Below are 17,969 nucleotides of genomic sequence, written 5' to 3' on the forward strand. Positions count from 1 at the left end.
CGAGGTGTATCCGATCCTGTATGTCGACGGAATCCGGTTGCGGATCAAGGACAACGGGGTCGTCACCACCAAGGTCGCCTACCTGGCCATCGGCGTGGACGTCGAGGGCCGCAAACACGCCCTGGGCTGCTGGATCCAGGACACCGAGGGTGCGAAGTTCTGGGCGAAGGTCCTCGCCGACCTGAAAAACCGTGGCGTGCGTGACATTCTCATCGCCTGCTGCGACGGATTGACCGGCCTGCCCGACGCGATCCGCTCGGTATTCCCCGACACTGTGGTCCAAACGTGCGTCGTGCATGTGGTGCGCAACGCGATGCGGTTCGTGTCCTACGGTGACCGCAAGAAGGTCACCGCCGCGATGCGCGAAATCTACACCGCCCCGAATCTGGAGGGCGCCGAGCTCGCGCTGAAAGACTTCGACGCGAAATTCGGTGAACAATACCCTGGAGCGGTCGACACATGGCGGCTGGCCTGGGACGAATTCACGCCCTTCCTCGACTATCCCGTCGAGTTGCGTAAGATCGTGTACACCACTAACCAGATCGAGTCGATCAACTTCCAGCTGCGGAAAATCACCAAAACCCGCGGTCATTTCCCCGACCGGGACTCCGCGATGAAACTCATCTACCTCGGCCTGCGCAACATCTCCAGCGAGCGAGGAGGCTACTCGGGCACCGGAACGAGGAACTGGACACTGGCGCTCAACGCGCTCGCTGCCCTGTTCCCGAACCGAATTCCATTGTGCTAGAATAGATTTAGTACCGAACTAGCTTCGGACTTACACGGTTCTCGTGACACCCTCGACTACGCACTCTGGCAACGCACCCAACTCGGCGACCTACACGACCCCCACAGCCCCATCACCACCGAACTCGAGTACTGGGAACACACCCTCGCCGGAATGCCCGAACACCTCGAACTCCCCACCGACCGCCCCTACCCACCAACTACCGACCACCACGGCGCCACCGTAGCAATCGACTGGCCCCCCGAACTACAACAACAAATCAGCCGGATCGCACGCCGGCACAACGCGACCGGCTTCATGGTCATCCAAACCGCGCTGACAGTGCTGTTGTCGAAACTCAGCGCCAGCTCCGATGTCGCAATCGGATTCGCGGTCGCAGGCCGCGACGACCCCGCCCTCGACGAATTGGTCGGCTTCTTCGTCAACACCCTCGTCCTCCGAGTCGACCTGACCGGCGACCCCACCCTCACCGACCTACTCACTCAAGTCCGCACCCGCAGCCTCGAAGCCTTCGAACACCAACACGTGCCCTTCGAAGTCCTGGTCGAACGACTCAACCCAGCCAGATCACTGAGGCATCACCCCCTCATCCAAGTGCTGCTGGCCTGGCAGAACTTCACCGGAAACAACGACCCCGCAGCCGGCTTGATATTGGACGACCTCCAGATCAGCTCGCTCCCGGTGGATACCCACACCGCCCGCATGGACCTAGCGTTTTCCCTCGGCGAACGCTTCACCGACACCGGCGAACCGGCCGGACTCACCGGCGCAGCGGAATTCCGCACCGACATCTTCGACACCACCACCATCGAAACACTCATCCAACGGCTCGAACGAACACTGACCGAACTGACCCGCGACCCGGGACAACCACTGTCATCAGTGGACCTTCTCGATGAATCCGAACACACCCGGCTGGATGAAATCGGCAACCGCGCCGTATTGCGTACGCGCACATCATCCGCGATGTCCGTTCCGGCATTGTTCGCCGCACAAGTGGCCCGCACGCCCAACGCGACAGCACTCAGCTGCGGCGAAGACTCCTGGACCTACCGGCAACTCGACGAGGCGGCGAACCGGTTGGCGCATCTGCTCACCGACCGCGGGGTGGGTCCCGGATGCGTGGTCGGACTGCTGATGCAACGCACAGCACAAGCCATCACCGCCATCACCGCGGTACTCGAGACGGGTGCCGCCTACCTGCCCATCGATCCCGAACACCCCAGAGCACGAATCGAATTCATGCTCTCCGACGCCACACCGGCGGCCGTCATCACCACCGCCGACCTGGCCGGACGACTCGACGGAATCGACATACCGATCATCGATATCGACGACCCCGCAATCCACACCCAACCCAGCACCCCACTCCCGCCACCGCGCCCGGACACCATCGCCTACCTCATCTACACCTCCGGCACCACCGGGACCCCCAAAGGCGTAGCCACCACCCACCACAACGTCACCCAACTACTGACAACCTTGAACACCGGACCCACACCCGCAGCGAAACAAGTCTGGGCACAATGCCATTCACTCGCCTTCGACGTCTCGGTATGGGAAATCTGGAGCCCGCTACTCCACGGCGGACGACTGGTCGTCATACCCGACTCGATCACCCTCTCCCCCAACGACTTCCACGACATCCTCGCGGTCGAACACGTCACGGTATTGACCCAAACACCCACCGCCGCAGCGATGCTCACGCCACACGACCTGGAACCTCTGACACTGATACTCGGCGGTGAAACCTGCTCCGCCCAGGTAGTAGACCGCTGGGCACCCGAACACACAGTCATCAACGGCTACGGACCCACCGAAACCACCATGTGCGTCACCCTCACCCCACCCTTGACACCGGAATCCGGAACACCACCGATCGGCGCACCGGTACCCACAGCAGCACTCTTCGTGCTGGATGAACGGCTACGGCCGGTTCCGGTGGGTGTGCCCGGCGAGTTGTATGTCGCCGGTGACGGAGTCAGCTGCGGGTATTGGCGCAGACCCACGTTGACCGCCACGCGGTTCGTGCCCTGCCCGTTCGGAGGAACCGGCACACGCATGTATCGCACCGGAGATCTCGTCCGCTGGGGAAGCGACGGCCAACTCCACTACGTGGACCACGCCGACGAACAAGTCAAAATCCGCGGATACCGCATCGAATGCGGCGAAATCCGCACCGCCCTAACACAACTCGACGGCATCGAACAAGCAGCCGTCATCGCGCGCGAAGACCACCCCGGAGACAAACGCCTCGTCGCCTACATCACCGGCACCGCGAACCCCACCGACATACGCAACCGACTCACCCGACAACTCCCCACCTACATGATCCCCGCCGCAATCATGACACTTCCCGCACTACCGCTGACCGTCAACGGCAAACTCGACACCCGCGCCCTACCGGCACCCGAATACACCACCGGCAAATACCGTGCCCCCACCAATCCCACAGAAGAAATCCTCACCACCATCTACGCCCACACACTCGGACTCGACCACGTCGGCATCGACGACTCGTTCTTCGACCTCGGCGGAGACAGCATTTCATCGATGCAGGTGGTGGCGCGGGCCCAAACGGCCGGTCTCGTGTTCAGGCCGCGCGATATCTTCGTCGAGCAGACCGTTGCACGCCTGGCCGAGGTGGCGGAGGCGGCCGGCAGTGCCGACGGCCCGATCGACGACGGTGTCGGGCAGGTGGTCGCGACCCCGATCATGCGCTGGCTGCACAGTGTTCACGGCCCGATCGAGCAGTTCAATCTGATGGCGTTACTGCAGGCGCCCGCGGAGGTCACCGAGACCGACGTGGTGGTGATGGTGCAGGCCTTGCTGGATCGGCATGCCATGCTGCGGCTCCGCGTCGACGACGACGGCGCCGGTGGGTGGTCGCTGCGGGTGCCCGAGGCGGGGTCGGTGGATGCGAGCGCTTGTCTGCAAGCGGTCGACGAGTTGTCCGATGAGGAGCTGACGAAGGCGCAATCTCGGTTGAATCCGGCCGCCGGGGTGATGCTCAGCGCGCTGTGGGTTGCGTCCACCCGCCAGTTGGTGCTGATAGTGAACCATCTGGCCGTCGACGTGGTCTCGTGGCGGATTCTGCTGGACGACCTCAACATCGCCTGGGCGCAACACCGTGCGGGGCAACAGGTCACGTTGCCGACAGCCGGGACGTCGTTCGCCCGGTGGGCATCGCTGCTGGCCGAGTACGCGCACCGCCCGGAAATCGCCGGGCAGGCGGCCGCTTGGAGGAAGGTGGCGGCGATCCCCGCCGCGATCCCGCCGGTGCAGCCCGAGGATACGTTCGCCACCGCCGAGCACATGGAGGTGTCACTGGACGCCGAAACCACCCGCACGATCCTCGGTGAGGTGCCGGCCGCGTTCGATGCCGGGGTACACGAGATCCTGCTGATCGCGTACGCCTTGGCGTGGACGGAGTTTTCGGGCAGCGGCAGCACACCGATCGGCATCGACGTCGAGGGCCACGGGCGCGAGGAGGAGCTGGCCCCCGATGTCGACCTGTCGCGCACCGTGGGATGGTTCACGACCAAATACCCGGTGTCGCTGGCGGTGGGTGGGCTCTCGTGGGCGCAGGTAGCGGCCGGCGAGACAGCGCTGGGTGCGGTGATCCGTGACGCCGAGGAGCAACTTCGTACGCTCCCGAACCCAGTGACCTACGGTCTGCTGCGCTACCTGAACACCGATGTCGACCTGGGCGGCTCCGACCCGCCGATCGGATTCAACTATCTGGGGCGCCTGGGCGTGCCGGTGCTCGACGCTTCGGCTGAGGGTGATGTCTGGCGGCTCGGCTATTGGGGTTCGTTGTTCACCGACAACGGCAACGCCGGTCGCGCAATGCCACTGGCGCACACCGCGGCCGTCAATGCGGTCACCGTCGACAGCGACAGCGGCCCGCGCCTGCACGCCCAGTGGACATGGGCGCCATCCAAGCTCGATCGCGCGGCGATGACGGAGCTCAGCCGGCTGTGGTTCGAAGCCCTCGGTGGTATCTGCGCGTATGTGCGACACGGTGGGACCACGTCGACACCTTCCGATACCGCTCCCGCGCAGCAGAGTCAGCACGTCGATGCCGAGAAGAAGGCCGAGAACAAGCCCGGGAAAAAGCGTCTCAGCTACGCGGACTACCTTCACCTCGACGAGCTGCTCGGCGCTGTTCAGCCGTTGTTCGCGGGCGACGACCGTTTTGCTTGGAGCGACGAGAGGTACTTCCTGGTCGTCCACCAGACCTCCGAACTGTGGGTTTCGCAGATCCTGCTCGACCTCGAGCTCGCGCTGCAGTCCGCCCGTCTGGCGGAGTTCGACAACGCGGTCGATCGGTTGAAGCGTGCCAATGCCGTGCTCGAACTGATGCTGACGACAGAGAGCGCCCTACAGCATCTCGCGGTGGACGCCTTCCAGCAGTTCCGGCCTCGACTGCAGGGAGTGAGCGCGGCACAGTCGGACCAGTTGGCGACCTTGCTGACCGGCGTTCGCCACGCTCCCGTGGCAGCTCTGCTGGAGATCGTGGCCGACCGGCACGACGACGACAGCACCCACCGCCGGCAGCGCCGCTATCTGGGCGCGCAGCTCGATGTGTTCATCGCCGGCCTCACGCGCTGGCGACTGAACCATCTGGACGTCGTCCGCCGCTTCATCGGCAACAGCCGGGGCACCGGGGGCACTGTCGGGCTCGGCTTCCTGATCGATCGCTTGAGTGATTCTTCGCGGCCGTCGTAGGACTCGCTGGTCGCTCTGAGAGAGGTGTGGAATGCCGACACGTGCGTTGGTGCGCTACGGCACCCACCCGAGCCAGCACGGCACGCTCGGCCTTCCCGACTGCCCCGGCCGCTGGCCCGTTGCCGTGGTCATCCATGGCGGATTCTGGCGAACGGCCTACGGTGCCGACCTGACCTCCGAGCCGGCCGAGGATCTGGCACGACACGGCTTCGCCGCCTGGAACATCGAATATCGGAGAGTGGGCGGCGACCCGGACCGCGGCGGCGGCGGTTGGCCGGCCACCTGTCTCGACGTTGCCGCCGCCGTCGACCGGCTCGCCACGATCGGCCGGACCCTGGAAGTCGGCAGTCTCGACCTGTCACGAGTCGTCGCGATCGGGCATTCGGCGGGAGGTCAGCTGGCCGGCTGGCTGGCCGGTCGAGGATCGCTGCCCGCCGATTCTCCCGGAGCCTCGCCCCTTGTACCGCTGACCGGGTTCGTCAGCCAGGCAGGAGTTTTGGACCTCGAGCTCGCGCTGAAAGAGGACCTGGGCTCCGGAGCCATCCGAAACTTCCTGGGCGCCTGGGCCGACGACCCCGCGGCCCGGTCGCTGGCTTGTCCCAGCGCATTGCTTCCGATGGGCGTCCCCTCGATGTGCGTGCACGGCACCGCCGATGACGACGTGCCACTCAGCCAGTCGCAGCGCTTCGTCGCCACAGCCCGACATGCCGGGGACGACTCCCGGCTACTGGTGCTCCCGGGCACCGACCACTACGCACTCATCGACGTCACGTCCTCCGCGTGGGCGGCCTGCCGCGCGGCGGTCATGGATTTGGCGCTCTGAAGCTCGCCACCCCCTCGCAACCCGCCGAATGACCTGTGCCCGATGCCCTTCCATCCCGAAGCGGGGCGCGCCGGGCGCTCAGGACATCCGCGTCGCGCGGGCGCCCTTGCTGGCGAGGGCGGAGACCGGGAGGTCGAGGATGGTGCGGAAGCCGGGCTCGGCCGCGACGACCGCGGACACAGCGTTGCAGGCCATGGCCACTTTCGACAGGAAACTCTCGTAGCCGCCCGGTGCGATCACCTCGATAGTCTGCTCGCGGCCGACGAGGGTGAGGGAATCACCGCGGGCCACATCGTCGTCGGGCTCGAAAATGCCGAAGTGCGTGGCGAATTCGATGACCGGCTCGCCGGCCCGAATTCCCCGCGCCCGATGGACGACGCCCGCGACGGTGCCGGCCGGGACGGCGACGTGCTCGCCCGCCCTGTCGGCGCCGGCGACGAAGTCGCGCTCCACGGGGTCCACCTCGATGCTGTCGAGTTCCCACTCGAGGCCACGCGCCAGCGCGGCGATGCTCTGGTCGAATCCGACATGCCCCATCACCCGGCCCGACCGCTGCCGCGCGTCGAACTCGTCCGGGGTCAGCCCGAGGCCGAACTTCTGCAGAATGGCGCCGTAGCGACTCATATCCGCGGTCCGACGCACCGATACGCGCTGGACCTCGGTGGTGAGCCCGCTGAGCACCAGCGGCAGCGTGTCCATCAGCATGCCAGGGTTGCAGCCGGTGCCCAGTACGGAGACGCCGTGCTCCCGCGCGACCCGGTCGAGGCGAGCCACGATCTCGGGGTGGCTCAGGCTCGGCTCGCGAAGCTCCTCGCAGATGGAGACCACGTTCATCCCCCGCTCGAGGAGCGCCGTGATCGTGGGCTCGATTCCCTCCAGCCACGACGACGTGGCGACGACGGCCACATCGGCGCGCGGCAGCTCCGCGGCCGACGAGACGACCGGCACCGCGGGTGCGCTCGCGACCAGCGACGCCAGATCGACGCCCGAGAGCGCCGGCCGGATATCCAGCGCCCCCACCAACACGCAATCCACGCGGGGGACGAGGGATTCGACGATGGCGAGACCGGTAGCGCCGAGACCGACGACCACCACCTCCAGCCCGACCCGCTCAGCCCGCATCATGCGTTCGGCGAACTGCTCGTACGTGAGGGTTGCCAGAGCGCTCATGGCACTCCTTTCTGAGTTGGGTGTGAGGTCACGCATGCCCGTGCAGCTTCTCGAGCTCCTCGGCGGTCGCCTCGTGGTGGACGCGATCAGGCCCAGAGCGCGAATCAGACGACTGATTCATTCGACTTTATCAGTTGATCAGATTTCGCCGAAGCGCAGCATTCGCTTCGAACGCGGCACGTTCCGAGGTGTTGACCCGTGTCATTTGCTTTGGCTACTCTCGATGATCATATGACTTAGTCGCATGAATATTCCGGCGTCCACGTCGGCATTCGTCCGGTTTCAAAGCAAGCGCGTCATGCGTGGCGAACCACCTTTTTGCCGCGCCTTCCGTGTGAGCGGTTGTTTCACGATCCTGCGAGCTGCGCTTTTCCGCCCGGCGTGCGTGGACGCAACGGCCATCGAGAACAGGAACAACGAGGGATATCGATATGGAAGACCCCAGCCGGACGGCCGGTGCAGCATCAACGCTGTCGACGCTCGTCGTAGGGCAACAAACGCGGGAAGTGCTCGACCACTTCGGCTCCTGCCCCGAATGTGGTTATGCCGCAAACGCATTCATGAATGTCACCTACTATGCCGACGGCAGGACAACCGTAACCACACGCGGAACGTGCGGGCTCCCCTGCGGTTGGACCGGACCCACCGAGGTCACCAAAATGACCGGACCCAGCGCCCGATCCCGAACAGCCGGATGATTCCGGGCGGGATCGGTGCGCTCATCGCTGGGCGGGAGCCGGTCTCGCCCGCGACCACGGGCGATGCGGCTCAGTGGGCGAAGTGCGTCCGGAGATGATGCGCCGCGTCGGCAACAGCGCGCCTGGCCTTGCCGATGAAAGCCACCTCGGTGAAGAAGCCGTGTGGGACACCGTCGTACTGGCGGACCTCCACCTCGGCGCCGGCGCGCGACGCCGTCGCGGCGAAATGCTCGTAATCCGACCTCAGCACGTCCACCTCGGCCGCCACCAGCAAAGTCGGCGGCAGCGCGTGCAGCGTATCGGACAGGATGGGCACAGCCCGCGGATCCGCTTCGCCGTCCGCGGCGTAGTTCGACCAGAACCACAGCGCGTCGGTTTTGCAGAGGACCGGCGCGTGCTCGAAGACCTCCCAGGACGGGCCCGCGTGGGCGTTGGATGTCGCGGGGTAGGCGAGGACGAGCGCTCTCGGCATCGCGCGGCGGGCTTCGGCCGCGGCCGTGCAGACCGAGAGCGCAAGGTTGCCACCGGCGCTGTCACCGGCCAGCGCGATGCGGGACGGGTCCACCCCGAGTGACTCGGCCTCTCGCCGCACCCACTCGTAGGTCCGGAGGCAATCGTCCGCGGCCGCGGGGAAGACATGTTCGGGAGCGCGCCGGTACTCGACGGAGACGACGACGCACTCCGCCTCGACGCACAGCGACCTGCACACATCATCCGCGCCGTTCAACGTCCCCACGACGAACCCGCCGCCGTGGATGTAGATCGAAACCGGCAGTCCGAGCGCGGACGAAGGCCGGTAACAACGGACTCGGAGCGGATCGCCCGGCCCGTCGACGGTTCGCTCTTCGACGCTGTGCACGGGACGTATCGGCTGCCGAGCCGCGTCGACCGTATCGAAGATCGACCGCACGCCTTCCACCCCGTACCGGGCGTACGGAGGTGGGGGCGCCTGACTGAGCAGCGCTTGCGCGAACGCGCGCGCGTCCTCGTCGAGCAGGTCGAGCATCGCGGTGACGGACAGGCCCATTCGAGCTTCCTTCCAGGCCACCTACCACCTCGCTTCGGCGCACGAAGCGGGTCGCGGGTATTGACAGGACACCCGATTAGATCACATGATTAAGTCACATGACCACAGCTGCAGAGAGGCAGACATGTCCGAATCAACGAGTCACGCGGTGACAGGCAATGTGGCGGTGATAGACCGCCCCACCCCGATGGTTCTGTCGGTGGCGCGGCGTCTTCGCGACGCGTTTGCCCGTGGTGCGACATTCACCGCGACCGACGACGTCAGGACGGTCCGCCTGTCTTCGACCACCGACGCCCAGAAGGCCTTCGTCACCTTCGCCGGCTCGGAGGTCACCGTCGCCGCCGACAGCGGCGCGGAGCCGGTCCTCACCTGGGATGTGCGGTGGCCCGATCCGGCGCCGGCCGAGGTGGAGGGCGAGGCGCTGGGCAGCTTCGCGAAAGAGGTCCAGGTGTTGCTGTCCGGACCCGACGTCGACTGGCGTTCGGCCGCGGAGACGTTCTGGGAGCGCGTGAGCGCGGTCCGGGGCATGCCGCCCGGCCTCAACCTCTACTGCTTCGATGCGAACGAATTCGCGTCCTTCGGCGACGCCGCGACCGGCTACACGTTCGTCGGTTCGTCGGCCGCCCTGGCACGCATGTTCGGTGGCCGTTCGCTGGTCATAGAAGAACTCGAGGGTGGTGAACTCGCGCTGCAGGGTTCTATGTCCGATCTCTCGGCGCTGATCGGCGCCAACCTGAAGGTGGTGTGCGGTGAGCTCTGACCGTTTCGAAGAATTGACCTCGGTGTCGCGCGTGCGCGTCGAGGCGACCAACCAGGACGGCGTCCTGATCGGCAAGACGCTCTCACCGGCGAAGTACCGCTCGTGCCGGGAGAAGGGCATCGCGCTGCCCGACTTGGCCCTGGGTCTGGACCTGAACAACAACTCCGCGCTCGGTTTCGGCTTCCCGGAGTGGCGGCGCAACGGCACGATGACCGACATCGAGCTCCGGCCCGACGAGAGCACGCTGGTCGAATGGAAGCCCGGCGTGGCTTCGGTGATCGGCGACCTCTGGACCCTGCAGGGTGAACCCATCGGGGCAGATCCCCGCCAGGCGCTCAAGCGCATCACGGCCGCGTACGCGGAGCGCGGTCTGAGCATCCTGGCCTGCGTCGAGATCGAAGCGACCGTCTTCCAGGAGTCCATCGATCAGGCGCGCGCCCAGCAGTACCAGAACCTCACGCCGCTCGGCGGCAACGCCGGAGCCGCGCTCGTGCACGCGAAGTCTCCCGATTACGTGGAGTACGTGGAGGCCGTCGTCGCCCGGTTCGACGAGATCGGAATTCCCTGGGAGGCATATTCCGACGAGGCCGCCAGCGGTCAGATCGAATTCAACATCGCCCCCGCCGATCCGGTGACCGCCGCGGACCGGTGGGCGCGCGCCCGCCAGGTCATGCGCGAGGTCGCCTACTCGCTGGGCCGGTCGATCACCTTCATGTCGAAGTGGTCCGCGGCGTACGGCCAAGGCGCCCACCTCAACGTCTCGGTCAGCGACGAGAACGGCAACATCTTCTTCGACGCGAACAAGCCCGGCGAGCCCAGCGAGCGCATGCGGCACTTCATCGGTGGCGTGATGGCGACGCTCGAGGCGTCGACCAGCTTCGCCCTGCCGACCATCACCTCCTACCGGCGGCTGATGGAGCTCGAAGGGCCGCCGACCACTCAGACGTGGGGCGTCGCGAACAAGTCCTGTGCCGTTCGCGCCGTGCCGGCCGACAACTCCGCCACCCGCCTGGAGTACCGCCTGCCGTCCGCCGACTCCAACATGTACTGCACGCTGGCCGCGTTCCTGGCCGGCGGCTTGCTGGGACTCGACGAGAAGACACCGCCGCCCGCGCCGTTCGAGCAGATGGCCTGGGCGCTGGTGCCCGGTAGCGTGCCCGCGGTTCCGAAGAACCTCTACGACGCGGTCGCCGCGCTCGATGCCGACGATCAGCTGCGCCGGTATCTCGGTGACGAATTCGTCGACTACTGGGTCGGTCATCGCCGCTGGGAATGGCTGTCGTTCCACACCGAAGCCGAGCGTGACGACGCCCAGCTGTCGGTCTGGGAGTTCCTGCGCTACTTCGAACTCGCATGACCGGCGACGAACACCTGCGTGCCCTGGCCGCCGCCGTCCCCACTTCCTTCGGGATGTGGGAGAGCGGGGCGTGGACCGATGCGGCCGACGCCGAGACCCTCCCGCTGCGCGATCCGTGGACGGGCGAACAGTTCACCGCCGTACCGTCGGCCGCCCCCGCAGATGTGGATCGCATCGTGAAGAACGCGCGTGCCACTTTCGAGAGTGGTGCGTGGTCGCGGATGGCGCCGACGGCCCGTGGCCGCATCCTGATCGCCTGGGCAGACCTGATCGAGCGGGATGGCGATCGACTCGCCGTGCTGATCTCCCGGGAGATGGGCAAGCCGGTCCACCAGGCCCGCGACTTCGAGGTCGCCTCCGCCGTGCGGAACCTCCGCTGGTACGGCGAGCTGGCGGACAAGCTGATGGACGACTCGCCGCGGGGCCTCCAGGACGCCGTGGCGCTGGTGACGCGCGAGCCGCTGGGCGTCGTGGCAGCCATCACGCCGTGGAACTTCCCGATCAGCCTCGCCATGCTCAAGCTGGCGCCGGCGCTGACGGCCGGAAACAGCGTCGTCCTCAAGCCGGCGTTGCAGACCTCGGCATCGTCACTGCGGCTGGCCGAGTTGAGCAGTCTCGCCGGGCTTCCCGACGGGGTGCTTCAGGTCGTCACCGGACGCGGCGCGACGGTCGGCACGGCACTGAGCCGGCACCACTCCGTGGCGTGTGTGACGTTCACCGGCTCGACCGAGGTCGGCCTGCGGCTGCTCGGCGACTCCGCGGTATCCAACGGCAAGCCGGTGTCTCTCGAGCTCGGCGGAAAGTCGCCGAACATCATCTTCGCCGACGCACCCGATCTCGAGCAGGCCGTTCGCACCGCGACATGGGCGTTCACCTTCAATACCGGGCAGATGTGCACCGCCGGGTCGCGGCTGTTCGTGGAGCAGTCGGTGTACGACGAGGTGGTCGCGGGCGTGTGTGATCACGTTTCGACGCTCACGATCGGCGATCCGCTCGACCCGGGTACCGTGCTCGGCCCACTGAGCAGCCGCAACCAATGCGACACCGTGCTCGAATTCGTCAAATCCGGTGTGCGCGAAGGAGCCACGCTGTTGACGGGCAGTGAGCAGGCCCTCGACGAGGAGCGCTCCCTGGTCACGCCGACGGTATTCGTCGACACCAACCCGTCGATGCAGATCACCCGCGCGGAGATCTTCGGGCCGGTCGTGTGCATCCAGCCCTTCCGGGACGAGGACGAAGCGCTCCGCCTCGCCAATGACACCGATTTCGGGCTGGGCGCGTCGGTGTGGACCCGTGACGTCTCGCGAATCCACCGGATGGCCCGCGGACTCGACGCCGGGAACGTCTGGGTGAACTCGTACGAAGAAGGCGTGCCGTCGACTCCGTTCGCAGGCCGGAATTTGTCCGGCAACGGTGCCGACAAGGGCACCTACGGGCTGGAGAAGTACACCCAGCTGAAGACGACCTGGATCGCCCTGTAGGGCGCTCCCCCGTCGGCCGTCGGCGGTGCGGGTCGAAGCCACGAGCCTCGGCCCGCGCCCGCGGCCAGATCCGAGAGACCTGATGCCAACGAATATCACTGCCGCGGTGCTCAACTCGGCGCCGGGCGTGCTGGAACTGGAAACGCTCGTGCTGGACGAACCCGGCCCGGACGAGGTGCTCATCGACGTGCATTACGCGGGACTGTGCCGTTCGGACCTGCACGAGATCGAAGGCGTCTGGCCGGCCACCTGCCCGACCCTGCTCGGGCACGAGGCGTCCGGAGTGGTTCGGCGCGTGGGTGATCGGGTCAGCACCCTGCGCCCCGGCGACCATGTCGTGACGTGCCTGAGTATTTATTGCGGGGAATGCAGGTTCTGCCTGTCCGGCCGGATGACCCTGTGCCCCCGCCGCGGCTCCTTGGGGAGCCGGTCACGGCCGGTTCTGGTCAACGCCCGTGGCCGGTCGGTCCACCCGACCGCGCGGCTCGGCGCGTTCGCCGAAGCGATGGTGGTACACGAACATTCGGCAGTGCGCATCCCGGACACCATGCCCCTCGCCGCCGCCTCCGTGCTCGGCTGCGCGGTGGTGACCGGGTTGAGTTCGGTGTTTCGCAGCGCCCGGGTGGAGCCCGGGTCGACGGTCGCGGTCCTCGGCTGCGGAGGAGTGGGTATCGCGGCGATCCAAGGCGCTCGTCTCGCCGGTGCTCGCGAGGTCATCGCCGTCGACGCCGTCGAGGCGCGATTGACCGATGCCCTGAAGTTCGGCGCGACCGCGACCGTGCAGGCGGGGCAGGTCGACACGGTGGCGGCGGTGCGTGAACTGACCGACGGCGGTGTCGACTACTCGTTCGAGGCGGTCGGTTTCGCCGCCACGGTGGAGCAGGCCTTCGCCATGTTGGGGCCGGGTGGCACCGCCACGGTCGTCGGCCTGGTGCCCGACAACCAGCCGGTATCGATTCGCGCCTCGGAGCTGTTCATGCTCGAGAAGCGGCTCCAGGGAGCGTTGATGGGCTCCAACCGATTCCCCGCCGACATTCCCGGCTATGTCCGGTACTACGAGCAAGGCCGGCTGAACCTCGACGACATGATCTCGGCGATCGTGAGCCTTGAGCAGATCAACGAGGGATTCGAACTCATGAAGAACGCCGGGGGCACCCGGGTGGTCGTACGCATCGGAGACAACTCGTGAAACCCCTCATCGCCATCACCGGCCGGCGGATCTCCGCCACGACACTCGTGGGCGTCGACAGCCGTTGGGCAGCATGCCGGGCCGACATGTTCTGGGCCGAGTTCGGCATGAAGATCGCCGAGGCCGGGGGCATTCCCGTCCTCCTCCCCTACGAGTCCGCGGGCCCCGATGTCATGTCGCGCGTCGACGCACTGGTGCTGACCGGTGGCCAGGACGTCGACCCCGAACTCTGGGGTGGGCCGCCGCCCACGCCCAACTCGACCGGCGGAGAAGTGCTGACGATCGACCGGCGCCGCGACGACTACGAGATCACCCTGGTGCGTCACGCCATCGCACGAGGCAAACCGGTACTGGGGATTTGCCGCGGCCAGCAGGTTCTCAACGTCGCCCTCGGCGGCACACTGATTCCGGATCTGCCCGACCAGGGGATCGAGCACTATTCCCTCGCCGCCGTCCCCGACCGGCGCCCCGACCGCGAACACCCGGTCGATTTCGACGAAGGAACCCTCGCCGCGAAGCTCTACGGACCGCGCAGTGCGGTCAACTCGTGGCATCACCAAGCGGTCGATCGCCCGGGCGAGGGCCTGGTGGTCTCCGGGCGGGCCCCCGACGGCGTGGTCGAGGCCATCGAGCTGCCCGGCCGGCCGGTTCTCGGCCTGCAGTGGCATCCCGAAGCCATCGTCGAACTCGACCCCTGCTTCCCCTGGCTTGTCGAGCAGGCATTGCCTCAATCATTAGGAGATGGAAAGTGAACGGCCCGGCCGATCTCGACGTCGTCATCGTCGGCGCTGGAATTTCCGGAATCGCAGCAGCTGCCGAACTGCAGCGGAAATGTCCCGGCAAAAGTTTCGTGGTGCTGGAGATGCGCGAATCCCTGGGTGGCACCTGGGATCTGTTCACCTACCCGGGCATCCGCTCCGACAGCGACATGTTCACGTTGGGCTACGGCTTCAAGCCCTGGACCGAACGGGAGGCGATCGCTTCCGGCGGAGCGATCAAGAACTACCTGCAGGAGACCGCTGATCAGTTCGGCATCACCGAGAAGATCCGGTTCGGAACGCGTCTGGTCTCCGCGTCGTGGAGCAGCGCGGACGACACCTGGACCCTCGGGTTGCGCGACGCGGACGGCGACACACAGCTGCGCTGCCGGTTCCTCCACCTCGCCACCGGCTACTACAGCTACCGCGGCGGGTTCAATCCCGAACTCCCCGGCGAGGATTCGTTCGAAGGCCGGGTGGTCCACCCCCAGGAGTGGCCGGAGGATCTCGACTACCGGGACCGCAAGGTCGCGGTGATCGGGTCGGGGGCCACCGCCATCACGCTCGTTCCCAGCCTCGCGGGCGAGACCGCGAAGGTGACCATGGTCCAGCGGTCGCCCACCTACGTGGCCATCGCACCGGCCGTCGATCCCGAAGCCGAGCGGTTGCGGGAGGAGATGGGTCCCGAGGAGGCGTTCAGCCGGATCCGCCTGCGTAATCTGCACGCCCAGCAGGAGATCTACCACTACGCGCGGCAGCACCCGCAGGAATTCAAGAAGGCGATATTCGACGCCATCGACGAGGTCGTCGGCGTGGAGGTTCGCAAAGCCCATTTCACTCCCACGTACGAGCCATGGGATCAGCGCGTGTGCCTGGTGCCCGGCGCCGATCTGTTCCAGGCGATCCGCAACGGATCCGCGGACGTCGTGACCGGCCACATCGACCGGCTCACCCCGACCGGCGTGGCGATGCGGGACGGGACTCATGTGGACGCCGACATCATCGTGAAGGCGACGGGTCTGGACCTCGTCATGGGCGGGGAGGCGACATTCGACGTCGACGGTGAGGTCGTCGATTTCGGGCGCTGCTGGACCTACAAGGGCCTGGCGTTGTCCGGAGTGCCGAACCTGACCTACGCCTTCGGATTCGTGAATTCGTCGTGGACGCTCCGTATCGAAGCGGTCGACGACTTCTTGTGCCGCGTTCTCGCGCATATGGACGAAGTCGGCGCACACCGAGTCACGCCGACGCTCGCACCGGGCGACGACGCCATGCCGCGACTCCCCTATACCGCGGGCGTGACCTCCGGTTATATGCAGCGAGCTGCCCAGCGCATGCCGGCACAAGGCGACCACGAGCCCTGGCTCAATCCGCAGAACTACGCCGAGACCATGCGACTGCTGGAGTCGGTCGACGACGACGTTCTCCGCTATGTCTGATCCGAGAACGACCGCGGCGACGCACGCCTGGGCGGCGCTGACGCCCACGGCGTTCCTCGACCGCGCCGCGGCCGCACACGGATCCCGCATCGCGGTCGTCGACGGCGACCAGCGCTGGACCTACACCGAATTCCGGGATCGGTGCCGGCGGCTGGCGGGCGGGCTACGAGAGATCGCCGCGGGGCGGCCCGTGGCGGTGCTGGCACCCAACACTCACGAACTTCTGGAAGCCCACTACGGCGTGCCCTGGGCGGGAGTTCCCCTGGTAGCACTCAACACTCGACTCGGCATCCGGGAATTGACCTACATCCTGGAGCATTCGGGTAGCGGTGTGATCGTGTGCGAGGCCGGCTATGCGAACCTGGTCCGCGAGGTCTGCGCGGGCCTGGAGAAGCCCCCCGTGGTCATCGGTTCGGGAGGCGCCGACTCCGACTACGAGAATCTGATCGCGAACGCCACGCCCTTCCAGGAACAGATCACCGACGAAAGTTCGCTGCTGGCAATCAATTACACCTCCGGCACCACCGGAGCACCGAAGGGGGTCATGTACCACCATCGCGGTGCGTACCTGCAGTCGCTGGCCATGGCGAGTCACTTCGCGCTTGGCCCGCACTCCGTCCACCTGTGGACGTTGCCGATGTTCCATTGCAACGGCTGGTGTTTCACCTGGGCCGTCACGGCGGCCGGCGGCACGCATGTGTGCTTGCCCAAGGTCGAGCCCGCCGAAATGTGGCGGCTGATCCGGCAGGAGGGCGTCACCGGTCTGAACGGCGCTCCGGCCGTGCTCGACATGATCGCGCACTCCGACGATGCCTCGACGCTGTCGCGCGCGGTGTCGGTGGGCACCGGAGGTGCGCCGCCCGCACCGGCCGTGCTGCGCCGGATGACGCGCCTCGGATTCGACGTCACGCATCTCTACGGGCTGACCGAGAGTTTCGGCCCCGCGCTCATCTGTGAGCCGGTGCCGGAGTGGGAGGGTCTCGACGACGAGGCCGTGATCCGGCTGAAGGCGCGACAAGGGGTCGGCAATATCGTCTCCCTGCCGCCACGGGTGGTCGACGATGCCGGCCGCGACGTACCCGCCGATGGCAGCACAGTCGGTGAGATCGCGCTACGCGGCAACAACGTCATGCTCGGTTACCTCGACGACGAGGCCGCCACCCGGGAGGCCATTCCGGACGGCTGGTTCCGAACCGGCGATCTCGCGGTGCGCCATCCCGACGGGTATGTCGAGCTTCGCGATCGGAGCAAGGACATCATCATCAGCGGGGGCGAGAACATCGCGAGCGTGGAGGTCGAGCACGTGCTGGCGGAGCACCCCGCGGTGCTCGAGGCGGCAGTCGTCGGAACCGCCGATCCCCGCTGGGGAGAGATCCCTGTCGCGTTCGTGCACCTCGCCCCGGGAGCCCATGCCACCGCCGAGGAACTCGTGGAGCATGTCAAAGGGAGCCTGGCGCGCTACAAGGCTCCTCGCGAGGTTCTCTTCGGTCCCCTTCCCAAGACGTCGACGGGCAAGACGCAGAAGTACCTGCTGAGAGCCCGAGCGGCCGAAGCGCATTCCCCGGCAACGGAGGGTACGGGCGGCAACCGCGAGACCTGAACCCGTTCGGCCGGAACGTATTCGGCGACCGACTACGAAGCCCACCGCTGTCGAAACCAGGCCCCGGAGCTCGCACCCACGAGCGCCGGGGCTGGAAGACGTTGTCACCCAGACGATTCGACAAACTCACGTCCGACCGAGGGCTTTGGGGGTTGCCGAGCCCCATGGATCTACCCGACGACGGCAAT

Annotated in this window: 11 protein-coding genes and 1 pseudogene; 10 read left to right on the forward strand and 2 right to left on the reverse strand. The window is 66.6% G+C overall.

What is annotated here, in order from left to right; genetic code table 11:
- The 3 genes and pseudogenes from A5789_RS00175 to A5789_RS00185 all read left to right on the forward strand — a co-directional run.
- Positions 1-748, forward strand: a 748-nt coding sequence (locus A5789_RS00175) for an IS256 family transposase (protein WP_064907202.1), incomplete at its 5' end; no start/stop codon positions are given.
- A 51-nt stretch (positions 749-799) separates the two neighbouring features.
- Positions 800-5,479, forward strand: a pseudogene (locus A5789_RS00180) (amino acid adenylation domain-containing protein); the annotation flags it as partial.
- Positions 5,480-5,510: 31 nt separating this feature from the next.
- Positions 5,511-6,302, forward strand: a complete 792-nt coding sequence (locus tag A5789_RS00185) for a S9 family peptidase (protein ID WP_064903459.1) — start codon at positions 5,511-5,513, stop codon at positions 6,300-6,302.
- Positions 6,303-6,380: 78 nt separating this feature from the next.
- Here A5789_RS00185 and A5789_RS00190 read toward each other — a convergent pair whose 3' ends face one another.
- Positions 6,381-7,472, reverse strand: a complete 1,092-nt coding sequence (locus tag A5789_RS00190; RefSeq protein ID WP_227462724.1) for a dihydrodipicolinate reductase — start codon at positions 7,470-7,472, stop codon at positions 6,381-6,383.
- A gap of 768 nt (positions 7,473-8,240) precedes the next feature.
- Complete coding sequence (locus A5789_RS00195; protein ID WP_064903457.1) at positions 8,241-9,197, reverse strand: alpha/beta hydrolase; 957 nt, start codon at positions 9,195-9,197, stop codon at positions 8,241-8,243.
- A 148-nt stretch (positions 9,198-9,345) separates the two neighbouring features.
- On the opposite strand from A5789_RS00195, the gene A5789_RS00200 reads away from it, so the two are divergent.
- From A5789_RS00200 to A5789_RS00230, 7 genes are all read left to right on the forward strand, one after another.
- Positions 9,346-9,957, forward strand: a complete 612-nt coding sequence (locus A5789_RS00200) for a hypothetical protein (protein ID WP_064922751.1) — start codon at positions 9,346-9,348, stop codon at positions 9,955-9,957.
- The gene (locus A5789_RS00205; protein ID WP_064903453.1) at positions 9,947-11,314 is read left to right on the forward strand and encodes a glutamine synthetase family protein; all 1,368 of its coding nucleotides are present in this window, start codon (positions 9,947-9,949) and stop codon (positions 11,312-11,314) included. Before A5789_RS00200 ends, A5789_RS00205 begins: the two co-directional genes overlap by 11 nt.
- Positions 11,311-12,795 (forward strand): aldehyde dehydrogenase family protein, encoded by a 1,485-nt coding sequence (locus A5789_RS00210; protein ID WP_064903451.1) that lies wholly within the window; start codon positions 11,311-11,313, stop codon positions 12,793-12,795. The genes A5789_RS00205 and A5789_RS00210 overlap by 4 nt, the downstream gene beginning before the upstream one ends.
- Before the next feature lie 82 nt (positions 12,796-12,877).
- Entirely contained in the window at positions 12,878-13,984 is a 1,107-nt protein-coding gene (locus A5789_RS00215; RefSeq protein ID WP_082940365.1) for a Zn-dependent alcohol dehydrogenase, read from the forward strand.
- The gene (locus A5789_RS00220) at positions 13,981-14,736 is read left to right on the forward strand and encodes a gamma-glutamyl-gamma-aminobutyrate hydrolase family protein (RefSeq protein WP_064903450.1); all 756 of its coding nucleotides are present in this window, start codon (positions 13,981-13,983) and stop codon (positions 14,734-14,736) included. The genes A5789_RS00215 and A5789_RS00220 overlap by 4 nt, the downstream gene beginning before the upstream one ends.
- On the forward strand, positions 14,733-16,181 hold the full coding sequence (locus A5789_RS00225; RefSeq protein ID WP_064903448.1) for an NAD(P)/FAD-dependent oxidoreductase: 1,449 nt from the start codon (positions 14,733-14,735) through the stop codon (positions 16,179-16,181). Before A5789_RS00220 ends, A5789_RS00225 begins: the two co-directional genes overlap by 4 nt.
- Entirely contained in the window at positions 16,174-17,781 is a 1,608-nt protein-coding gene (locus A5789_RS00230) for an AMP-binding protein (protein ID WP_064903446.1), read from the forward strand. Before A5789_RS00225 ends, A5789_RS00230 begins: the two co-directional genes overlap by 8 nt.
- Positions 17,782-17,969 lie beyond the last annotated feature (188 nt).

Source organism: Nocardia sp. 852002-51101_SCH5132738, from assembly GCF_001665695.1.
Lineage (GTDB): Bacteria > Actinomycetota > Actinomycetes > Mycobacteriales > Mycobacteriaceae > Nocardia > Nocardia nova.

Bases quoted from the DNA above. Each gene is read 5' to 3' on its own strand.
- A5789_RS00185 (WP_064903459.1), top strand. From the start codon at position 5,511: ATGCCGACACGTGCGTTGGTGCGCTACGGCACCCACCCGAGCCAGCAC.
- A5789_RS00190 (WP_227462724.1), bottom strand. From the start codon at position 7,472: ATGAGCGCTCTGGCAACCCTCACGTACGAGCAGTTCGCCGAACGCATG.
- A5789_RS00195 (WP_064903457.1), bottom strand. From the start codon at position 9,197: ATGGGCCTGTCCGTCACCGCGATGCTCGACCTGCTCGACGAGGACGCG.
- A5789_RS00210 (WP_064903451.1), top strand. From the start codon at position 11,311: ATGACCGGCGACGAACACCTGCGTGCCCTGGCCGCCGCCGTCCCCACT.
- A5789_RS00215 (WP_082940365.1), top strand. From the start codon at position 12,878: ATGCCAACGAATATCACTGCCGCGGTGCTCAACTCGGCGCCGGGCGTG.
- A5789_RS00230 (WP_064903446.1), top strand. From the start codon at position 16,174: ATGTCTGATCCGAGAACGACCGCGGCGACGCACGCCTGGGCGGCGCTG.